This window comes from Flavobacterium johnsoniae, assembly GCF_001879205.1.
Taxonomy (GTDB): domain Bacteria; phylum Bacteroidota; class Bacteroidia; order Flavobacteriales; family Flavobacteriaceae; genus Flavobacterium; species Flavobacterium johnsoniae_A.
Genome location: NZ_MLFK01000006.1, coordinates 73,119 through 92,338, shown reverse-complemented (window position 1 = coordinate 92,338; position 19,220 = coordinate 73,119). Strand labels below are relative to the sequence as shown.

The window sequence follows — 19,220 nt, the reverse complement described above, 5'->3', positions numbered from 1 at the left end:
TTTTGACCGAACCTCAACCTTTGGTCTTTCAAATAAAAAAAAAGCGCTCACTTTTGTGAACGCTTTTTTTTTAATCCTCTATTTCCTCCTCAACAGAAACTTCTTCATCTTCAAAAATCGATTCACTGGATGAGAAATCCAAAATCTCCGACTTTGAGGCATAAGTCACAATTTCTTTAATCCCTTTTTGAAGAAGCAATTCTGTAGTGTATTTTCGACTTGTTGCAAAGTGAACACCATCTAACATCAATTTAAAAAAATACTTTCCTCCTGAGCCTTTAAATTTTAAAAACTTAGAAAGCTCGATTATCCTTTTAAACCTTTCAATATCTTCTTCACACTCAAACCTCAACTCATAACTTAAACTTGTAAAAATAACCTTCCCCTTTCTGGATGTAAACACAAACTTATATTCATCATTAAACCGCTTGCTAATTACAAAAGCACCCATATTTTATTTTAGATTTTAGATTGGAAATTTTAGACTTTTTACACTACGAACTTTTTTTTCAGACATTGAATCCAAAAAACTCAGCTATCAAGAAAACCAGCCTCTTAACAACTCAAACAAAATTCATGAGTTTACGCAATAAAAAAAGCCTCTTCAAAAGAAGAGGCTTTAGTACTCAGAGCGGGACTTGAACCCGCACGAACATTGCTGTTCACTGGATTTTAAGTCCAGCGTGTCTACCAATTTCACCATCCGAGCATTATATGCTATTGAGCGAAAAACGGGGCTCGAACCCGCGACCTCGACCTTGGCAAGGTCGCGCTCTACCAACTGAGCTATTTTCGCGTTTCAAATTCTAATAAGAACTACAATACTTGACTTGTGCTGTATTGCGAGTGCAAATTTAGGACATTTATTCAATTACACAAGCGTTTTTTGAAAAAAAATTCCAGTTATTTTATAACATTCTGATAACCTAAACTTTAAACTTGATTTTTTTTTAGTTTTTATTTCTTAACCAGCATTCTCTTGATTTCATTGAGTTTCATCAGTGCTTCAACCGGCGTGATCGCATTAATATCAAGACTTAAGATTTCTTCTTTTATCTCTTCCAACAACGGATCATCCAAATTAAAGAAACTCATCTGCATTTCATCTGCAGCCGACTTTACTCCATTTAAAGCCTCGCTCGAATGATTCTTCTCTAATTTCTTTAAAAGTTTCTGCGCTTTTAAAATTACAATCTGAGGCATTCCAGCCATTTTCGCTACGTGAATTCCAAAACTATGTGCACTTCCTCCTTTTACCAGTTTTCTAATAAAAAGAACGGTATCTTTTAATTCTTTTACGGCAACATTATAATTTTGAATTCTAGGAAGCGATTCGGTCATTTCATTCAACTCATGATAGTGTGTCGCAAACAACGTTTTTGGTTTTGACGGATGTTCGTGCAAAAACTCAGCAATTGCCCACGCAATCGAAATTCCGTCGTAAGTACTGGTTCCTCTTCCAATTTCATCTAAAAGAACTAAACTTCTATCCGAAATATTATTCAAAATCGAAGCTGTCTCGTTCATTTCAACCATAAAAGTAGATTCTCCCATCGAGATATTATCCGAAGCTCCTACTCTGGTGAAAATTTTATCCACGATTCCCATTCGCACACTATCTGCCGGAACAAAACTTCCCATTTGAGCCAGAAGCACAATTAAAGCAGTCTGCCTTAAGATCGCCGACTTACCCGACATGTTAGGCCCTGTAATCATGATAACCTGCTGTGTTTCTCTATCCAGGAAAACATCATTTGCTATATATGGAGTTCCAACCGGCAACTGTTTCTCAATAACAGGGTGTCGTCCATTTCTGATCTCTAATTCAAAAGTATCGTCGATTTCCGGACAAACATATTGATTCTCAACAGCCAATTGCGTAAACGAACACAAACAATCTAATTGCGCAACCAAATAAGCATTCATTTGAACAGGCTTAATATAAGTGGCAATCCAACCTACTAACTGCTCGAAAAGTTCCGATTCTATTTTATGAATTTTTTCTTCGGCACCTAAAATTTTGGTTTCGTATTCTTTTAATTCTTCGGTAATATAACGCTCTGCGTTTACCAGAGTCTGTTTACGAATCCATTCCTCCGGAACTTTATCTTTGTGTGTATTTCGAACTTCAATATAATATCCAAAAACATTATTGAATGATATTTTTAAAGAAGAAATTCCTGTTCGCTCTGATTCTCTTTTTTCTATTCCTTCTAAATATTCTTTTCCGGAATTTGAAATAGATCTTAAATCATCCAGCTCTTCATTAACCCCTGTTGCAATTGCATTTCCTTTTGAAATAGCAACCGGCGCATCCTGATTTAAAGTATTTTTTATTTTTTCGCGCAGCAAATCACACGAATGCAGACTATCTCCAATAACTTTCACAGCTTCCTGCGGACTTTCGAGCGCCAATGTTTTAATTGGAATAATAGCATCCAGCGATTCTTTCAAATACACAATTTCGCGAGGAGAAACCTTTCCAGCTGCGATTTTAGAAATCAAACGCTCTAAATCTGAAATTTGTTTAATTTGATATTGAATATTCTGCAGCACTTCCTGATTCGATTTCAAATACGAAACCACATCATGACGTCCTTTAATTTTATTGGTATCCTTTAACGGCAGGGCCAGCCATCTTTTTAACAAACGACCTCCCATTGGCGAAAGCGTTCTGTCGATTACATCCAAAAGTGTTACCGCATTTGGATTATAACTGTGATATAGTTCCAGGTTTCTAATCGTAAAACGATCCATCCACACATAAGCATCTTCTGCAATTCGCTGAATAGCGGTAATATGCTGTACTCTATTATGCTGCGTTTCTGATAAATAATACAAAATGGCCCCGGCAGAAATAATCCCTTCCTTTAGCTCCTCAACACCAAACCCTTTTAAAGAGTTGGTTTGAAAATGTTTGGTCAAAGTTTCCAGAGCATAATCTTCTTTATAAATCCAGTCTTCGAGGTAAAAACTATGAAAATCTTCTCCAAAAGCATCTTTAAACTCCGTTTTACAAGTTTTCGGAACCAAAACCTCACTTGGGTTAAAATTCTGCAGTAATTTATCTATATATTCTGCATTTCCCTGCGCAGTAAGAAACTCCCCTGTAGAAACGTCCAAAAAAGAGATTCCGATATTTTTATTAGCAAAATAAACAGAGGCTAAAAAGTTGTTTGTTTTGGATTGCAAAACCTCATCGTTTAGAGAAACCCCCGGAGTTACAAGTTCAGTAACGCCTCTTTTTACGATTGTTTTGGTCATTTTTGGATCTTCAAGCTGATCGCAGATCGCTACACGAAGTCCGGCTTTAACCAATTTTGGCAAATATGTATTAATAGAATGATGCGGAAAACCTGCCAGAGCAGTTTCGGTATCAGAACCTGCACCTCTTTTAGTTAAAGTGATTCCCAGAATTTTTGAAGCCCTAATAGCGTCTTCTCCAAAGGTTTCATAAAAATCCCCCACTCTGAAAAGCAAACATGCATCAGGATATTTTCTCTTGATTTCGTTGTACTGTTTCATTAAAGGTGTTTCCTTCACCACTTTTTCTTTAGCTGCCAAAATTGATATGTTTTTAAATGAAAATTAAGACAGCGAATTTATAATTTTTTAGCGGCATAACGAAGACTTCAAAAATTAAAATATTTTAAGATTTTTTTAGGGTCAGATATAAGAATTTTATATAGCTTTGTTCATCATTAAAAAAGACCCTTAAAAGATGAAAAAAATAATTTTATTCGCTATGTTAGCTGTAGCTGGTATTACAGCTTCTAACGCACAAACAACTAAAAAAGCTAAAGCTGCTAAAGTTGCTAAAATCGAAGGTGCTGGTATGGCTTTCGAAACAGAAACTATTGACTACGGAACAATCGCACACAATGCTGATGGTAAAAGAGAATTTGTTTTTGTAAACAACGGAACAAAACCGTTAATCATCACTAACACTCAAGGTTCTTGCGGTTGTACAGTACCTACAACACCAAAAGAGCCAATTGCTCCGGGTGCTAAAGGTATTATAGGTGTAAAATATGCTACTGACAGAGTTGGTGCTTTTACAAAAACTGTAACTGTTACTTCTAATGCTGAAGGACAACCAACAAAAGTACTTACAATTAAAGGTACTGTTTTACCAGATCCAGTAAAAAGCTAATCTGAAAAACAATAAAATAATCGAAAAAGCTTCCTTATCTTTGGAAGCTTTTTTTATGACCTGAATTTACACCAATGAGAAAACTTGAAAATAGCGAATTAGAAAGAAAATCGATTGAAGATTTTAAAAAATCAGACAAAACTCCTTTAATTATAGTTTTAGATGATATTCGCAGTTTACACAATATCGGATCTGTATTTAGAACCTCTGATGCTTTTTTAATCGAAAAAATTATCTTGTGCGGTATTACAGCTACTCCTCCAAACAAAGAAATTCATAAAACAGCACTAGGCGCAACCGAAACTGTTGCCTGGGAACATCATGAAAATGTTTTGGAAGTTATCGAAAATCTTAAAAAAGAGAAGGTTTTAACCCTTGCTATAGAACAGGTCGAAAGTTCTGTTTTTCTTCAGGATTTTCAGGTCGAAAAAGACAAAAAGTATGCACTGGTTTTTGGAAATGAAGTCTATGGCGTATCTCAGGAAGCGGTGGCAATTTGTGACGGCTGTATTGAAATTCCACAATTAGGCACAAAACATTCTTTAAACATTGCAGTAAGCGCAGGAATTGTAGTTTGGGATTTGTTCCAAAAACTAAATTGGCCAAAATAAGTTTTAAAAAGCATTTTTGTTAATTAGATGTGATTATTTAATCAATTAGAGAGATAATTTGTTAAAAATTTAAATATATTTTTTTATCATTACAAAATTGATACTTTTATAAAATGAAAGGTATCAATTTTATAAAACCACAATTTTTATTTTTTTTATTGTTTTTCCCTTTTGCCGGATTTGCACAGTATACTCCTATTCCGGATCCAAATTTTGAACAAGCTTTAATTGACTTAAATATTGACACTGGCGTTATTGATGGCCAGGTTCTGAAAGCAAATGTTAAAGAGGTAACAACATTAGTAATTCCAGGTAAAAATATTACTGACTTAACTGGTATTGAAGCTTTTGTAAAACTGGAAAGATTAAGTGTAGGGATAGCTGATGATAATATATATCAAAAAAACGCTCTTACTAATTTAAACCTTACCAACAACATTTTTCTGAAGTCTTTATCATGCGGTTATAATGAATTATCTACTATAGATCTTTCACAAAACACGGCATTAGAAGTTTTATCTATAGAGAATAATAAATTAAACAGTTTAGATGTTTCAAAAAATACATCTTTAACTAACCTTATATTTTCCCACAATAACATTACAAGCATAAATCTTGCTCAAAATACTTCTTTAACGAACATAACTTGCATTTTTAATAAGTTAACAAATTTAGATCTTTCAAAAAACATTAACTTAATAACTCTAAATTGCGGTAATAACAATTTATCAAATCTTGACACTTCTAAAAATGCAGTATTGCAATTATTAGTTGCCAATAATAATCAAATAACTTCTCTTGACACTTCTAACAATCCAAATTTAGGAATATTAAATTGCAGCTATAATCAAATAACATCTCTCAATGTTTCTAATAATTTAACTTTAGGAGTCTTAGAGTGTAATCATAATAAATTGTCTGGTTTAGATTTGTCCAGCAATATTAATCTAAATAGTTTTTTTGGAAATGATAACCTCTTAACAAATTTGAATCTAAAAAACGGACAAAACACGATACTAACCGCTCCAAATTTTAAATATAATTCTGGTCTAACCTGTATACAAGTAGACAATGAAGCGTATTCAAACACAAACTGGACATTCAAAGATAATACCGCAAAATATTCAAACGACTGCAGTAAACCTTCAACAACTGCCCCTGTTGTCAAAGCAACTGGAGATCAGTTATACTGCCCACAAAATACAATAAAAATTGTAACTGATTTTACTATTACACACGATCCTGCGGAAACAGGAACTAAAGGTGTTTATATTCAAATTTCATCTGGTTATGCAAGCGGCTTAGATCTGCTTGGGTTATCAAATCCGGCAGCGCACCCTAATGTAAGGACAAGCTGGGATGCAACAGCAGGAAAATTAAGCATAACAAGCCCAACAGGCAATGATGTTTTATACTCTGACTTAGTTGACGCTGTAAAAGATGTAATTTTCTCAAATCCTTCGGCTTCAGCTTCTGGAACCAGAACTTTTTCGATCACAATTGGTAATGCCAATTATCTGCCTTCAACCAAACATTTTTATCTATTTGTGCCCAGTATTGGCATTAGCTGGACAACTGCCAAAGCAGCTGCCGAGGAAAGTATTTATTACGGACTTAGAGGTTATTTAGCGACCATATTATCTGCAGACGAAGCAAAATTAATTGGCGAACAAGCCTCAGGAACGGGATGGATTGGCGGCAGTGATGCCGAAACAGAAGGAGTCTGGAAATGGGTTACAGGACCAGAAGCCGGAACTATTTTCTGGAATGGAAATGCAAACGGTTCAACGCCAAATTTTGCATTTTGGAACTCAGGCGAACCTAACCAGCAAGGAGACGAAGATTACGCACATATTACACAACCTGGTGTTGGAATAAAAGGTTCATGGAACGATTTGTCAAATACGGGAGACACCTCGGGCAATTATCAGCCAAAAGGTTATGTAGTTGAATTCGGAGGAATGCCGGGAGAAGCTACGGTAGAGATTGCGACAAGTACTAAAATTACAATTCCAGAAGCAGTACCTGCTGCTAATCCAAGTCCGGTCTGCGATTCCGGAACTTTTACTTTTACTGCAACGCCCACAGCCGGGGCCACAATTCGTTGGTTTGACGCAGCAGTTGGCGGCAATTTACTAGCGACTGGAAATACTTATACAACTGCAATAAACACCACAACAACTTATTATGTCGATGCCGGATGCGAATCGAATAGAAAATCTGTTACAGCAACTGTTTATGCTACACCAGCAAAGCCACTTGCAGATCAGGATACTTATACCAATTGCGGCCCCGGCTCTGTAACAATCAAAGCCAGTTCAAATGTAGGAACTATTAATTGGTTCACTGCTTCTTCCGGAGGTACCAGTCTATATCAAGGAAATAGTTTTGCAACTCCAAAAATTTCTGCCAATACAACTTTTTATGCAGAGGCTTCTAATTCCGGATGTATTAATCCCGATCGCACGCCAGTAAATATTGTAATTTACAACCCTCCGATAGTTACTGATGAAACTTTGCCTTTATGCGAGCTTCAAACCATTACATTAGATGCCGGAATTTCCGGAATGACTTATTTATGGTCAAATGGAGCCACAACTCAAACTATTACAACCGCACAAGGCGGTACTTTTACCGTTGATGTTACAAGTCCTGAACCAGAAAACTGTACCAGCAGGAAAACCATTATTGTGGAACAACATCAAATTCCCGAAATAACACGAATTGGAGTAAATGGAAGCCGGGTGGAAATTTTTCTTAAAAAAGAAGCTTCCTATTTCGAATATTCTGTAGATGGCACGAATTTTCAAGATTCCAATACTTTCTATGATGTTCCCGGCGGACTTCAAACTGCATATGTTAAGGAGAAAAGTGGTTGTGGCGGAACAACACGAAATTTTGTCGTGCTGGTTTTTCCGGCCTTCTTTACTCCAAACAATGATACTTATAATGATTTTTGGGAAGTAACCGGAATGGAAAATTACCCTCAGGCCGAAGTAACCATATTTGATCGATACGGAAAACTCGTTGCACAGTTAAATGCTTCTAAAATGAGTTGGGACGGTACTTATGAAAAAATACCGCTTCCGGCTTCTGATTATTGGTATGCTTTAAAAATAGACGATTCAAAACCTATTTTTAGAGGGCATTTTTCTTTAAAAAGATAATAACACGGTAATTATCTAATTAACTCAGCTTCTTCTGAATTTTATCCAAAACAAAAAGATAATCTTCCTGTTTTTTTACAAAGTCGCGATCAGAAACATCAATAATCAAGACGTTCAAATCGGCTTGGGATTTTATGTATTCCAAATAACCGTTGTTGATTTTATCCAGATATTCGGCTTCAATATTTTGTTCGTAATTTCTGCCTCGTTTTTTAATATTTTGAAGAAGACGCTCTGTATTCTGATACAAATAAATATACAGATCTGGTTTTGGCATTTCTTTGTAAATGATGTCGAAGAGATTTCGGTATAACCTATATTCATCTTCCTGCAGCGTAATTTTAGCAAAAATCAATGATTTAAAAATATGATAATCGGCTACGATAAAATCTTTGAATAAATCAAACTGCGCCAAATCATCTGATAACTGTTGATAGCGATCGGCCAGAAAAGACATTTCTAACGGAAATGCATATCGATTTTGATCTTTATAAAACTTAGGCAGAAACGGATTATCAGCAAATCTTTCTAAAACAGTTTTAGCATTAAAATCCTCTGCAATTTTATGAACTAAAGTCGTTTTTCCGGCACCAATATTTCCCTCAAAGGCAATATAATTGAATTTTTCCAGCGGAATTTCACTTAACGGACATTTCAAATCCTGAACAATGGTACAAACGCTGTCATCTGGAGAAATGGCAATTAATTCTGAAATAGTTTTCTGAAAAACAGGATGTTTCCAGTCTAATTTTAAATCCTGAACCGGCAATAACACGAAATTTCGGTTTTGCATTAAAGGATGCGGCACCTGCAATTTTTCAGATTCAATAATTTCATCATCAAAAACAATTAAATCAACATCAATAATTCGGGACTGATATCCTTCCTGATTCAATCTGATTCTTCCTAATTGTTTCTCGACTTTTAAAACCTGGTTTAATATTTTTTGTGCCGATGATGCCGTATGCAACAGCAATGCACAATTATAAAAAGCATCGCTTTCAAATCCCCAGGCGGGCGTTTCATAAAGCTTTGAAACCCTGATTACAGTTCCTACTTCCTGATGTATCAGATTAATACAACTCTGGATGTTTTCTAACCTGTTTCCCTGATTGCTGCCTATAGATAAAACGACTTGATGCTGTGACTTCATAATTAATGCAAATTAACTAAAACTATTTAGAATTAACCAATATATTTGTGAAACGGCGCATCGAGCCAATTAAAAAATATGTGCGAAATTTGTAACAAACAGCCCATTAATACTACTTATTAAAAAAATATATACTTATGAAGTTTTTAGGAAATGTAATTGCCACAGTTATTGGTATTTTTGTATTTATCATGATCTTCTTTTTTGGAGTAATCCTAATTGGAGCAATTTTTGGCGGAGATGATAAAGTCTCGGTTAAAAATGATTCTGTTATCGAACTGGATTTAAAACAAATTAATAATGATTACGCAGGAAAATACAAAGATCCTTGGGTAACTGTTTTTTCAGATAAAAAAGGAGTTGGTTTAACTGACGTTATTAATGCAATCGAAGCAGCAAAAACCGACAATAACATCAAAGGAATTTCTATTTTAAACGATCAGTCTTCTTTAGGTCTTGCTCAATATAAAGATTTGAGAAACGCACTGGAAAGTTTTAAAAAATCAGGAAAATTTGTCTGGGCTTATGCTAATACCTATTCGCAGAAAGAATATTACTTAAATTCTGTTGCTAATACCATTTATTTGAATCCGGCCGGAGATCTAGATTTTAAAGGACTTTCGTCTGAAGTAATGTTCTTTAAAGATTTTCAGGAAAAATCCGGAATCCACATGGAAGTGATTCGTCACGGTAAATACAAAAGTGCCGTTGAGCCATTTTTAGAAAACCAAATGAGTGATGCCAACAGAGAACAAGTTACCGCACTTTTAAATTCGATTTGGTCAACGGTTTGCAGCGACATTTCAAAAAGCCGAAATATTCCGGTTGCCAAACTAAATGAGATCGCAAACGGATTATTGGCCAGAACTCCTCAAATGGCAAAAACACAACATTTAATAGACATTGTAGCTTATGAGGACGTTTATCACGATGCCATTAAAAAAGCTTTGAAGGTAAAAGGCGATGACGATTACAATAAAATTTCGATTTTAGATTATACTCAAAATAATATTACAACAGCATTAACCAATACGGCCGATGACCAAATTGCTATTATTTACGCTCAAGGCGAAATTGCCGGCGGAGAAGGCGACGTAAATATAATTGGAGAGGGTTCAATGCGTCGTTCGCTGCAAGAAGCCAGAAAAAATGAAGATGTAAAAGCGATCGTTTTAAGAATTGACAGCCCAGGCGGAAGTGCTTTAACTTCTGATTTAATCTGGAGGGAAATTGAAATCACGAAAAAAGTAAAACCAGTTGTGGTTTCAATGGGAAATTATGCCGCTTCCGGAGGTTATTATATTGCCTGCAACGCTAATAAGATTTTTGCAGAAAGCAACACAATTACGGGTTCTATTGGCGTTTTTGGCGTATTACCAAACTTTACACCGCTTGCAACTAAATTAGGAATTCATACAGAACAAGTTAAAACTCACGAAAACTCGGCAAATTATAGTCCGTTTGTGCCAGTTGACGAAAAATTCAAAGCTTTTACTCTTGAAGGTGTGGAGCAGATTTACAAAACTTTTGTAACACATGTTGCCGAAGGACGAAAGATGACTTTTGCACAAGTAGATTCTATTGCGCAAGGGCGAGTATGGTCTGGTTCTGAAGCTTTAAAAATTGGATTAGTAGACAAAATTGGAGGTTTAAATGATGCCATTGCCGAAGCTGCCAAAATTGCTAAAATTAAAGACTACAGCACACAAAATTATCCTGAATATGAAAAAACATTTAGCGAATTAATGACTAATCTGCCTTTTGCTCAATCTAAAGAAGCTTTCATTAAAGAAGAAATTGGCGAAGAAAACTATTTGCTTATTGAACAGGTAAAAAGATTTCAAAGACAAAAAGGAGTGCAGGCCATGATGCCTTTTGGAATAAATATTAAATAAATTCCACAAAATGAAAAATATATTTCTGTTTACTGCCTTGCTGTTTTTAACAATTACAAATGCTCAAAATGTAAAGCAGTATACTTTTAAGGAAACAAATGTTACTTTAAAAATCAATATAGATCAGCTTTACGGCACACTTACCGTTCCTGACGAAGTAAAGAAATGTCCGGTTGCTTTGCTAATCGCGGGTTCTGGCCCTACAGACAGAAACGGAAATAACCCAATGATGAAAAACAATTCCTTAAAAATGCTGGCAGAAGCTTTAGCAAAAAACGGAATTGCTTCCTTAAGATTTGATAAAAGAGGAATTGGCGAAAGCAAAGCATCGGCTGTAATGGAATCAAGTTTGGTTTTTGAAAATTATACCGAAGATGTAAAAAGCTGGATTAACTTTTTAAAACTAGACAAACGCTTTACACAATTGACAGTTATCGGCCATAGCGAAGGTTCCTTAATTGGAATGATTGCAGGTGCAAAAGCAAACAAATTTATTTCGATTGCAGGAGCCGGAGAATCTGCAGATAAACTTTTGAAGTCACAAATTGCTTCTAAATCGAATAAACAAATCGAAGACATGACGTTTCCTATTATTGACAGCTTAAAAAGCGGCAATAAAGTAAAAAAAGTCGATCCGCTTCTCAATTCATTATTCAGGCCAAGTATTCAGCCTTATTTAATTTCCTGGTTCAAATATGACCCGCAGACAGAAATCAAGAAGCTGGCCGTTCCAATTTTAATCATTCAGGGAAATAATGATTTACAGGTTTCGGTTAAAGATGCCGAAAATTTATCACAGGCCAACAAAAACTCTGAATTGGTTATTATTGACAAAATGAACCATATCATGAAAATTATTGACGGCGATAAACAAGCCAATATGGGAAGTTATAATAATGAAACGCTGCCCATTTCAGAAACAATGACAAATAAGATTATTTCGTTTATTAAAAAATAGTTACAACAATAAAAAGTTAAATCCGTTTGAATAGTATCAAACGGATTTTCTTGTTTTAATTAGCATACTTTTCTTACTTTATTAAGAAAATTTTATCTTGATAGTTGAATAAAAAAACTATTTTTGCAACAGTCGATTTTTCAAAATTAAACCTCAAATCTATAAATATGTTAAAGAAAATTTTAAAAGTAACCGCCATTGTCCTTGTGGTTTTTGTGGCCGCACTATTTGCCATTCCGTATTTCTTTAAAGATCAAATTAAAGCCAAAATTGCTGATGCCATCAACGAAAGCGTCGATGCAAAAGTAAGTTTTGCCGATGCTGATTTAAGTTTGTTTAAAAACTTTCCGAATGCAGCTGTTGGAATCGAGAAATTGGTTATTATCAACAAAGCACCTTTTGAAGGTGATACTTTGGTTTCATTAGGAGAATTGAATCTTAAAATGAGTATTAAGGAACTTTTTAAAGGAAAAGACGAACCCTTAAACATTCAGGGAATTAGTTCTCAAAATGGTTTAATCAACATTATCTTCAATAAAGATGGCGTTGGAAATTTTGACATCGCTTTGAAAGACAAAAAAGAAACAAAAACAGACGAAAAAAGTAGTCCGCTTTCTTTAAAAATTCAAAACTATAAAATTGAGAACTTTACCTTTAGATATATCGATCAGGGTTCAAAAATTAAAATGGTTATTGACAGTTTAAACCATGAAGGAACCGGAGATTTCACCAATTCGAAACTGGATTTAAACACCAAAACTACAGCAAACGTATCTCTGGATATGGATAAAGTTAATTATATGAAAAATATAAAACTGACTTTAGATGCTGTTTTAGGAATTGATTTAGATCAAAGTAAATATACTTTTAAAGAAAATAAAGCTTTAATAAATCAATTGCCATTAGAGTTTGATGGATTTATTCAGATGGTTGAAGCGGGTCAGATTTATGACTTGAAATTTAAGACCCCAACTTCGTCGTTTACCAATTTCTTAGGCCTGATCCCTTCAGCTTATGCCTCAAGCCTTGACGGGGTAAAAACAACCGGAGAATTTACCGTTGCTGGTTTTGCAAAAGGACAGTTAACAGAAACAACAGTTCCTAAATTTAATATTGCTATTGCTTCAAACAATGCTTCATTTCAGTATCCGAATTTACCAAAATCAGTTCAAAACATTGTAATCGATACTAAAATCATCAACGAAACCGGAATTTTAAACGACACTTATGTAAACTTAGATAAATTGTCTTTTAGAATCGATCAGGATGTTTTCAGTGCTAAAGCAAATGTTAGAAACATTACCGTTAATCCGCTTGTAAATGCCGCTTTAAAAGGTACTATCAATCTGGCTAATCTTTCAAAAGCCTATCCAATTAAAATGGACAAACCTTTGGCAGGGATTTTAAAAGCCGATGTTACAACAAATTTTGATATGGCCTCTGTTGAGAAAAGCCAGTATCAAAACATAAAAAATGCCGGAACTATGAGTTTGTCAGGATTTAAATATACTGATGAAAACAATAAATCGATGAACATCAGCACAGCTATGGTGGAGTTCAATCCGAGCACTATTAATTTAAAACAGTTTAATGCCACAACCGGAAAAAGTGATATTGCCATAAACGGGGTTCTGGAAAATTTCTATGGTTTTATGTTTAAGAAACAAGAACTGAAAGGGAATTTCAACATGAGCTCAAATCAATTGGCTGTCGATGATTTTATGACAGCCGGAGAACCAGCAAAAACAGAGACAAAAACGCCGGCAAAACCTGCTGAGGCAATGAAAATTCCAGCTTTCTTAAATTGTACTTTAAACGCAAAAGCAGCAACTGTTTTATATGACAATTTAAAACTAAAAGATGTTTCGGGCAAATTGATTATCAAAGACGAAAAAGCTTTATTGGAAAACTTTAAAACATCCGTTTTTGGCGGAACAATTGGTTTAACAGGAGCGGTTTCGACAAAAACAAAAGTGCCTACATTTGATATGAATTTAGGTTTCAATCAAGTTGATATTGCACAGACTTTTACGCAGTTAGACATGATGAAAAAAATTGCTCCAATTGCCGGAATTATCAATGGTAAACTAAATTCTACGATAAAATTAAACGGAAATCTGGATGCTAATGAATTAACTCCTGACCTAAAATCTATTTCAGGGGATTTAATCGGTCAATTACTTTCTACAACCGTTAATGCCAAAAATTCTACGGTATTAAACTCTTTAACTTCAAACCTTAAATTCATTGATATGAACAAAGTGAATTTAAATGATATTAAAGCAGCCTTAACTTTTGATAACGGAAAAGTAAACGTAAAACCTTTTGAGATTAAATATCAAGACATTAAAGTAACGGTTGGCGGAACTCACGGTTTTGACCAAACGATGAATTACAACTTAAAATTTGATGTTCCTGCTAAATATTTAGGAAGCGAGGCAAATGCTTTTATTGCAAAAATGTCTCCTGCAGATGCCGCAAAACTGCAAAACATTCCTATTAATGCCGTTATTGGAGGTAATTTTTCAAACCCAAAAATTACTACAGACATGAAAAGCGCTGTAACTAGTTTAGCTTCTCAAGTAGCCAATCAGCAAAAAGAAAAACTGACGCAAAAAGGTACTGCAGCTTTGACTGATTTAATAAACAAAAACACGAAAGCCAAAGACACAACGCAAGCGGCAAAGACAGAAAAGGAACAAAAAACTCAGGAAGCTACTAAAAAAGCAAGCGACTTAATTAACGGCCTTTTCAAGAAGAAAAATTAAAGACTAAATACAATAAAAAAACTGCTCCGGAATTCATTTTCCGGAGCAGTTTTTTTATTATATTTTCTATTGAATTATTTATTCAAAATTTTGTTTATAGCATTTATAAAATCCGGGATAGTCGATTGGTTTGTATCGATCCCAATATTATTATTTCCATAAGGCTGATATTTTTTTAGAATAGAAACCGAAAACAATCCAACAGTTGCGGCTTTTGACGCACTCGCCAAATGCATAATCCCACTATCTGCGCCTATAAACACGTCAACATTGGCTAATACTGAACCTATTTCGCGAATATCTTTGCTGTAAAATGAAGGAGCCTGAAAATTAATTTGAGATCTATTTTCTATAGGCAGTACTTCAAAAATATTATGATCCGGATATTCCTTTTTTAAAGCAGCATAAAATTCTTCCCACCATGACTCACAATAACATTTTTCTCCTGTTGCATAGGTAAAGATTGCGATTGTTTTTTTCTTCTCATCAACAATGTTGTTAAGAATGGTTTTTCCTTTTGAAATTTCTTCGCTACTTAATTTTAAATCAAGCAGTGCAACAGGCTTTTTTTTATCTTCTATTCCAAATTGACTTAAAAAATATCTAAAATTATAAACAGGGTATTTTGCAATATGATCTTGGTCGTTATAATTTAACTGCACATTTTCCGGAAGGTCTCCAAAAAATTTATATTTAGCACTCGAGAATTGCACCGCTAATCTTCCTGAAGAGGAATTTTGGTCAACATTGATTACGAGATCGTAATTTTGGTTTTTTATTAAAGTCCAGACTTTTAAATACTTTATTAACTCTTTAAAAGGTTTTTTAGGAAGATCAATAATCTTATCAATGTTATCGTATTTTTCAAAAACAATGGGAGCGAGAGTTCCTTTTACAAACAGATCAATTTTACAATTGGGAAATGTGGTGGTAACTTCCTGAACTAAAGGTGTAATTAAAAGCAGATTACCAAGTCTCCCGTTTGGCCTGCATATCAATACCTTTTTGATTTGGTCTTTATCAATCGTACCGTTTTTGTTAGAGTTTGCATTACCAATATTCTTAGTTAAAATGCGCATCAATTTACGCCTGACTTTATTAACACTAACTTTTTTTAAGTTACTCATTGGTATTATTATTTTGTTGTATTTTATTTTTCACTAAGAGAACATCACTCAAAAAAACAAGTCAAATTCATTAAAAAATGTGCTTTTGACCTTTCTCAAATTTAGGCTCTTTTTCCTTCAAAAATAAATTCTTTCAATAAGCAATTATTACATAATTGTTATCTAAAAGTATCAATATTCACACTTTTACTCTCAATACAAGAATAAAAGTACAATATTTAACAAAACAACAAACAAATATTCGACAGTAAGCCAGTACAAATCGACAGTGAGTTAATAAAAATCGACGGGTTTAGTAAAATAGTTAAACGTTTATATTTACCACATAACCTTCTGAACCCCGAATATTAAAAACAGTTCCATTTTCAAAAATCAGATACTGTCCTTTAATTCCAACCAATTTCCCTTGAAACGTTGGTGTTTTATCCAAATTTAAACTTGCCACTTTTGCCGGATAACTTAAAACAGGATAATTCAGTTCATAAACATCATTTTTCTGACTGTAAAAATAATCTTTAACCTCAGCTGGTATTAAACTTTCTACTTTTGATTTCTCAAGAATTAAGTCACATCCCTCAGCAGTACACTGAAGCATTTTTCTCCAATTGGTTTTATCAGCATAATGATCTTTTAGGGCCACCTCGGTAATTCCGGCTAAATATCTATTCGGGACCTCTACAATTGCAATTGCTTGTGTCGCACCCTGATCGATCCATCTTGTCGGTACCTGCGTTTTACGGGTAACTCCCACTTTAATCTCACTTGATAAAGCCAGGTAAACCACATGCGGCTGTAATTGTGCTTTTTGTTCATATTCTAAATCACGGTCTGCAATTCCTAAATGAGCGGTACTCAATTCCGGCCTCATTATCCAATCGCCAACCGCCGGGCTCGAATAGAAGCAGTCGTAACAAAAACCTTGTCTAAATATCTTTTTCTTTTTATGGCAATTCAAACATTGAAAACCTGCAAAATTAATCTCAATCTCCTTATCTAATAATTGATTTACATTAAGAAAACTATCTTCAAAAACTAAATAGTATTGAATAGGATTTCCAATTTCTGTCTGCATTTTTGTTAGTACACCTTGATATGTCATTAGATTTAAATTGTAGATTTTAGAATTAGATATAGATTACCTCTGTTTTTGACTTATTAATCGTTTGAAATCAATTTTTGAGTTAATCTTTAGTTCATAAGGAGTGGTTTTTATTACAAAAAAACACTATTTTTGATACAATGACAAAGTTAATGTTTGTCGCTCGATATTCAAATTTTAAGTTTCGATTTACATAAATTGTAAAACCTAAATCTAAAATCAGCAATCTAAAATATAAAATCTACACATGCCTTTATCAATAATAAACTCTTTCGCTTCCTGGGTCCTCAAACAAAGGATTCATCAAATTGAACTTTTTTTAAAATACCCAAATGAAGTTCAGGAAGAACTATTGCATAATTTGTTATTGGCTTCTGAAAATACCGTTATTGGAAAAAAATACGACTTTGAATCGATAAACTCTTACCAGACTTTTGCAGAAAGAGTTCCTATTGCAAGTTATGAAGAGTTACAGCCTTTGATTGAACGCACACGTCAGGGCGAGCAAGGTGTTTTTTGGGAATCTCCTATTAAATGGTTTGCGAAATCTAGCGGTACTACCAATGCTAAAAGTAAATTTATTCCGGTAAGCAACGAAGCGCTGGAAGACTGCCATTATAAAGGAAGCAAGGATTTACTTTGTTTGTATTTGAATAATAATGAAGATTCTGAGCTATTTCTCGGAAAGAGTCTTCGCTTGGGCGGAAGTTCTCAGATTTATGAAAACAACAATACTTTCTTTGGTGATTTATCGGCTATTTTAATCGAAAACATGCCTATTTGGGCTGAATTCAGCAGTACGCCAAGCAGTAAAACATCGTTAATGAGCGAATGGGAAACCAAGATTGCAGCCATCATTAACGAAACGAAAAATGAAAATGTAACGAGTTTTGCAGGAGTTCCATCCTGGATGCTGGTTTTAATGAATAAAGTTTTAGAAAATACAGGAAAACAAAGTTTGTTAGAACTTTGGCCAAATCTTGAAGTGTATTTTCACGGAGGCGTGAGTTTCTCTCCATACAAAGAACAATACAAGAAAATTTTACCAAGTAAGGATTTTAGATATTACGAAATCTATAATGCTTCTGAAGGCTTTTTTGCTATTCAGGATTTAAACAATTCGAGTGATCTATTATTGATGCTTGATTACGGAATTTTTTATGAATTTATTCCGATGGATACTTTTGGAACGCCAGATCAGAAAGTGATTCGTTTAGCCGATGTTGAATTAAATAAAAACTACGCGATTGTTATTACCACCAATTCTGGTTTATGGCGTTATCTAATCGGCGATACGGTTCGCTTTACTTCGCTAAATCCTTATAGAATTAGAGTTACCGGAAGAACCAAACACCATATTAATGTTTTTGGGGAAGAATTGATGGTAGAAAATACCGATCAGGCCATTGCCAAAGCCTGTCAGATTACCCAAACCGAAGTTATTGATTATACCGTTGCCCCTATTTTTATGCAGGACAAAGAAAAAGGTGCTCATGAATGGATGATCGAATTCAAGAAAAAACCGGCTGATGTGGGGCTTTTTCAAAAAGTGCTGGACGAAACGCTGCAGACTTTAAATTCAGATTACGAAGCGAAACGCTACAACAATATGACTTTAAATCCTTTGGTGATTAATGTAGCACGCGAAAATCTATTTTATGACTGGCTGAAAGAGAGAGATAAATTAGGAGGACAGCATAAGATTCCGAGACTTTCGAACCAGAGAGATTATTTGGAGCAGTTGAAGGAGATGTGTGCCGTTAAAAGTTAAACACAGATTTCATAAGAATTATTTTGATCAGGCCTGAGCTTCAAATTTGACTAAAGCCTTAGCCTTTTTCAAATCTATTTCCTCCAGCTAAAGCAGGAGGCAATTTATTTACAGATTACTGTTTTAGAAACATAAAATTAACCAAACCATACTCCATTTAAACTAAACCAAAATGAAAAAGAAATTTAACGAAATGAGCAGCGAAGAACTACTCAAGAATGAAAAATCATTAAAAGCAGTGACTTATATTTTTGGCATTGTATTACTGCTTCTATTTGTTCTTAACATATACCTTGCCTTTATCAAAGGATTTAGCGCTGCGAATGTTATTCCGCTTGCTTTACTTCCTATCTTCATTTTGAACATGAATACTTTAAAAGAAATTAAAAAGGAATTAGAATCTCGTAAATAAACGAAGATTCCACTAAACCCGCATGAGGGATAGAAGTGGAAATCCTTTTGTGTGGTCCCGAGGCTTCGGGAGAAACAAAAGATTGGAACGGATAGCCCGACCCGAA

13 protein-coding genes and 2 tRNA genes are annotated in these 19,220 nt (G+C 34.4%); 8 read left to right on the top strand and 7 right to left on the bottom strand.

Annotated elements, in window-relative coordinates:
* Positions 1-70: 70 nt before the first annotated feature.
* The 4 genes from BKM63_RS09640 to mutS form a co-directional block, all read right to left on the bottom strand.
* Positions 71-451, bottom strand: coding sequence for a DUF1508 domain-containing protein (locus BKM63_RS09640; protein WP_071636404.1), 381 nt, complete (start codon positions 449-451; stop codon positions 71-73).
* 172 nt (positions 452-623) lie between these two features.
* Positions 624-709, bottom strand: a tRNA-Leu gene (locus tag BKM63_RS09635).
* A gap of 14 nt (positions 710-723) precedes the next feature.
* Positions 724-796, bottom strand: a tRNA-Gly gene (locus BKM63_RS09630).
* Positions 797-957: 161 nt separating this feature from the next.
* Entirely contained in the window at positions 958-3,564 is a 2,607-nt protein-coding gene (mutS, locus tag BKM63_RS09625; protein WP_071636403.1) for a DNA mismatch repair protein MutS, read from the bottom strand.
* Positions 3,565-3,721: 157 nt separating this feature from the next.
* On the opposite strand from mutS, the gene BKM63_RS09620 reads away from it, so the two are divergent.
* The 3 genes from BKM63_RS09620 (at position 3,722) to BKM63_RS09610 (ending at position 7,931) form a co-directional block, all read left to right on the top strand.
* The gene (locus BKM63_RS09620; RefSeq protein WP_071636402.1) at positions 3,722-4,153 is read left to right on the top strand and encodes a DUF1573 domain-containing protein; all 432 of its coding nucleotides are present in this window, start codon (positions 3,722-3,724) and stop codon (positions 4,151-4,153) included.
* Between the two features lie 74 nt (positions 4,154-4,227).
* Positions 4,228-4,764, top strand: a complete 537-nt coding sequence (locus BKM63_RS09615) for an RNA methyltransferase (protein ID WP_071636401.1) — start codon at positions 4,228-4,230, stop codon at positions 4,762-4,764.
* A 113-nt stretch (positions 4,765-4,877) separates the two neighbouring features.
* Positions 4,878-7,931, top strand: coding sequence for a T9SS type B sorting domain-containing protein (locus BKM63_RS09610; RefSeq protein ID WP_083572206.1), 3,054 nt, complete (start codon positions 4,878-4,880; stop codon positions 7,929-7,931).
* A gap of 19 nt (positions 7,932-7,950) precedes the next feature.
* Here BKM63_RS09610 and folK read toward each other — a convergent pair whose 3' ends face one another.
* Positions 7,951-9,084: a 2-amino-4-hydroxy-6-hydroxymethyldihydropteridine diphosphokinase gene (gene folK, locus BKM63_RS09605; RefSeq protein ID WP_071636400.1), complete on the bottom strand. Its 1,134-nt coding sequence runs from the start codon at positions 9,082-9,084 to the stop codon at positions 7,951-7,953.
* Between the two features lie 137 nt (positions 9,085-9,221).
* On the opposite strand from folK, the gene sppA reads away from it, so the two are divergent.
* The 3 genes from sppA (at position 9,222) to BKM63_RS09590 (ending at position 14,705) form a co-directional block, all read left to right on the top strand.
* Entirely contained in the window at positions 9,222-10,979 is a 1,758-nt protein-coding gene (gene sppA, locus BKM63_RS09600) for a signal peptide peptidase SppA (RefSeq protein WP_071636399.1), read from the top strand.
* A gap of 10 nt (positions 10,980-10,989) precedes the next feature.
* Positions 10,990-11,937: an alpha/beta hydrolase gene (locus tag BKM63_RS09595; RefSeq protein ID WP_071636398.1), complete on the top strand. Its 948-nt coding sequence runs from the start codon at positions 10,990-10,992 to the stop codon at positions 11,935-11,937.
* A 167-nt stretch (positions 11,938-12,104) separates the two neighbouring features.
* Complete coding sequence (locus BKM63_RS09590) at positions 12,105-14,705, top strand: AsmA-like C-terminal region-containing protein (RefSeq protein ID WP_071636733.1); 2,601 nt, start codon at positions 12,105-12,107, stop codon at positions 14,703-14,705.
* Positions 14,706-14,779: 74 nt separating this feature from the next.
* Here the strand turns inward: BKM63_RS09590 and BKM63_RS09585 are convergent, their stop codons facing one another.
* Together BKM63_RS09585 and BKM63_RS09580 are read right to left on the bottom strand one after the other, a co-directional pair.
* On the bottom strand, positions 14,780-15,832 hold the full coding sequence (locus BKM63_RS09585) for a glycosyltransferase family 9 protein (RefSeq protein ID WP_071636397.1): 1,053 nt from the start codon (positions 15,830-15,832) through the stop codon (positions 14,780-14,782).
* A gap of 304 nt (positions 15,833-16,136) precedes the next feature.
* Positions 16,137-16,931 carry a DUF2797 domain-containing protein gene (locus BKM63_RS09580; RefSeq protein ID WP_071636396.1) on the bottom strand — a complete coding sequence of 265 codons (795 nt, stop codon included), beginning with the start codon at positions 16,929-16,931 and terminating at the stop codon, positions 16,137-16,139.
* Between the two features lie 247 nt (positions 16,932-17,178).
* Here BKM63_RS09580 and BKM63_RS09575 point away from each other — a divergent pair, with 247 nt between their 5' ends.
* Positions 17,179-18,702, top strand: a complete 1,524-nt coding sequence (locus BKM63_RS09575; protein WP_071636395.1) for a GH3 auxin-responsive promoter family protein — start codon at positions 17,179-17,181, stop codon at positions 18,700-18,702.
* A gap of 172 nt (positions 18,703-18,874) precedes the next feature.
* Positions 18,875-19,114, top strand: coding sequence for a redox-active disulfide protein 2 (locus BKM63_RS09570; protein ID WP_071636394.1), 240 nt, complete (start codon positions 18,875-18,877; stop codon positions 19,112-19,114).
* Positions 19,115-19,220: the final 106 nt, after the last annotated feature.

Bases quoted from the DNA above. Each gene is read 5' to 3' on its own strand.
- BKM63_RS09595 (WP_071636398.1), top strand. From the start codon at position 10,990: ATGAAAAATATATTTCTGTTTACTGCCTTGCTGTTTTTAACAATTACA.
- BKM63_RS09610 (WP_083572206.1), top strand. From the start codon at position 4,878: ATGAAAGGTATCAATTTTATAAAACCACAATTTTTATTTTTTTTATTG.
- BKM63_RS09615 (WP_071636401.1), top strand. From the start codon at position 4,228: ATGAGAAAACTTGAAAATAGCGAATTAGAAAGAAAATCGATTGAAGAT.
- BKM63_RS09575 (WP_071636395.1), top strand. From the start codon at position 17,179: ATGCCTTTATCAATAATAAACTCTTTCGCTTCCTGGGTCCTCAAACAA.
- BKM63_RS09585 (WP_071636397.1), bottom strand. From the start codon at position 15,832: ATGAGTAACTTAAAAAAAGTTAGTGTTAATAAAGTCAGGCGTAAATTG.
- BKM63_RS09580 (WP_071636396.1), bottom strand. From the start codon at position 16,931: ATGACATATCAAGGTGTACTAACAAAAATGCAGACAGAAATTGGAAAT.
- BKM63_RS09620 (WP_071636402.1), top strand. From the start codon at position 3,722: ATGAAAAAAATAATTTTATTCGCTATGTTAGCTGTAGCTGGTATTACA.
- BKM63_RS09640 (WP_071636404.1), bottom strand. From the start codon at position 451: ATGGGTGCTTTTGTAATTAGCAAGCGGTTTAATGATGAATATAAGTTT.
- BKM63_RS09570 (WP_071636394.1), top strand. From the start codon at position 18,875: ATGAAAAAGAAATTTAACGAAATGAGCAGCGAAGAACTACTCAAGAAT.
- sppA (WP_071636399.1), top strand. From the start codon at position 9,222: ATGAAGTTTTTAGGAAATGTAATTGCCACAGTTATTGGTATTTTTGTA.
- folK (WP_071636400.1), bottom strand. From the start codon at position 9,084: ATGAAGTCACAGCATCAAGTCGTTTTATCTATAGGCAGCAATCAGGGA.
- BKM63_RS09590 (WP_071636733.1), top strand. From the start codon at position 12,105: ATGTTAAAGAAAATTTTAAAAGTAACCGCCATTGTCCTTGTGGTTTTT.